Here is a 1951-nt window from a genome sequence, read left to right as displayed (position 1 = left end):
TCCGCTATACCCGGGCCGCCATTCCAGGCGTCGGCACAAACAGTCCCGGCACCAAGGAAAGGAACACCCATGAACACCACAACCAGCCTCCAGGACGACGTCAAGCAACTGAGCCAGGACCCCCAACTCATGCTCACCGCAGGCCGACAGGCCCTCGACAGCATCATGCGCATACTCGACGGCACCCACCAGCCCGAAGCCATAGGACACGACCGGCTCACCCGCATGGCCGCGCTGATAGAAACCTCACTGCCGCACCGCGACGCGCTCCTGGTCGCCGCCATCAACCCCGACACCACCCGAGACGACCTGACCACCATCACCGAACAACCCCACGACCCCGCCGCCGTCAAACTCATCTTCACCAGCCTCACCACCTGCTTCGAAGGCCGGACCCCCGTCAACCAGGAACGCGCCGACAGAGCCTACAACCTCTTCGACCAGCTCACCGCCGCCGTCGGCCCCACCCCACACCTCAGCGCCTCCAGAGCCTACCTGGCCTGGGCCGCCCGCGACCCCGACCAAGCCAGCTCATACATGGTCCAAGCCCTCACCCTCGACCGAACCAACAACCTCGCAGCGCTCATCGCCCTGGCCCTCAGTAAGAACATCAACCCCACCGACGACTAACACCACACACAACCAAACCGAAGAGGTCTCCTCCCAAACCAAGGAGGAGACCTCTCCGCGTCCGATGCGTTTCTCCCGCCCCATAAAAGGGGCACTCGAATCCGCTTCATTCCCTAGGAATGATCGTTGTTTAGATTAATCATGCTTGTCTGCAGCATCAACGGCATGAATGACGAGTAGGGAGATGAGAATGGTGAGAACCTCAGTTATCAAAGATGAGAGCGCCATGGCTTCCCACCTGCTGAAGGCCAAGGCCATCAACCCCATGAGAAACACAAAACTCACAACTTCGCTAACAAGCTTCTTCAAGACCTTGTGACTGCTCATGCTAAACAACACATCCACCAACGCATCAGTTATGTAGGTACCAAAGAACCACAACAGAAAGATAACGATGGTACCCAAAACCCCACGCCACCCATGCACCCAGGAACGAACGCCACCGAAAGGGAGCAAGCGATAAGTGACACCAATGCCGACCGCAAAAGGAAAGACAAAACCCAACAACACAGTTCCGAAAAAACCAACACCGGTAATCGCATCCGAAACCGTTACATGGTCTGATCGTCCACGGTCACTCATCGCTCACCCCTCTCTCCATGAATCAGAGGAACAAATCAACCCATGTCGCCGTGTATTCAGCAATATCGTAAGGGATGCCCAGCTGCATCAAACCTGAGACGATAGCGGCATGAGTCCAGACGCCGGTGGCTTCCAGGAAGTCTGCAATCCGACCGGCCCACGGAGCAATCTTGGCAGGAAGCTTGGAACCTCCCCAGCGCAGAAGCTTAATGACAGCTTTCTTGGCGATCGTCGTAGCCCAATTCCTCGATTGGAAGCCATTACCGGCAGTGCCATCATGCATCGAGAATGCATACTCGGTCAGGATGCCAGCACCTTCATAATCACCGTTTTCCCATGCGGTATCCGCTATCTCCAGCACATCCCTCGGAGTCAGCGAATCGGTGACTTGACTCACGATAGATGTCGAAGCGGTATCCACAGGCTCTGCAGCCATCGCCTGACTGGGAACCATGGCGACTCCCATAGACAGCGCAAGTGGAACAGCAACGCTGGCGAGCAACCTACTTTTGATAGTGTTCAGAGCTTTCATCATAAGCCCCTTTCCGTTTGTTGAGTCAATTCATCCTTGATAACCAATAACGAAGTCAGCGGTGTCAGCCATGGCACCTCTGACAACCCAGCTAAAACTGGAATACTGCACTGATAGATAGGCCTAACTATCATTCTTGAGTTATTACATCAACGGTGACAGTAGCACCACCGTTACACCATCATAGGGCTATAGGAACTAAACGCG

General features: G+C 55.4%; 3 protein-coding genes. 1 reads left to right on the top strand and 2 read right to left on the bottom strand.

What is annotated here, in order from left to right; all coding sequences use genetic code 11:
- Positions 1-69: 69 nt before the first annotated feature.
- Complete coding sequence (locus H3T93_RS09050; RefSeq protein ID WP_015022034.1) at positions 70-630, top strand: hypothetical protein; 561 nt, start codon at positions 70-72, stop codon at positions 628-630.
- Positions 631-765: 135 nt separating this feature from the next.
- On the opposite strand, the gene H3T93_RS09045 is transcribed toward H3T93_RS09050, so the two are convergent.
- Entirely contained in the window at positions 766-1212 is a 447-nt protein-coding gene (locus H3T93_RS09045) for a hypothetical protein (RefSeq protein ID WP_015022033.1), read from the bottom strand.
- Positions 1213-1234: 22 nt separating this feature from the next.
- The gene (locus tag H3T93_RS09040) at positions 1235-1747 is read right to left on the bottom strand and encodes a hypothetical protein (protein ID WP_045925197.1); all 513 of its coding nucleotides are present in this window, start codon (positions 1745-1747) and stop codon (positions 1235-1237) included.
- Positions 1748-1951: the final 204 nt, after the last annotated feature.

Origin of the sequence: Bifidobacterium sp. M0404 (assembly GCF_016101415.1) — a bacterium.
Lineage (GTDB): Bacteria > Actinomycetota > Actinomycetes > Actinomycetales > Bifidobacteriaceae > Bombiscardovia > Bombiscardovia polysaccharolytica.
This window is presented reverse-complemented; position numbering and strand designations above follow the sequence as displayed.

Bases quoted from the DNA above. Each gene is read 5' to 3' on its own strand.
- H3T93_RS09050 (WP_015022034.1), top strand. From the start codon at position 70: ATGAACACCACAACCAGCCTCCAGGACGACGTCAAGCAACTGAGCCAG.
- H3T93_RS09045 (WP_015022033.1), bottom strand. From the start codon at position 1,212: ATGAGTGACCGTGGACGATCAGACCATGTAACGGTTTCGGATGCGATT.
- H3T93_RS09040 (WP_045925197.1), bottom strand. From the start codon at position 1,747: ATGATGAAAGCTCTGAACACTATCAAAAGTAGGTTGCTCGCCAGCGTT.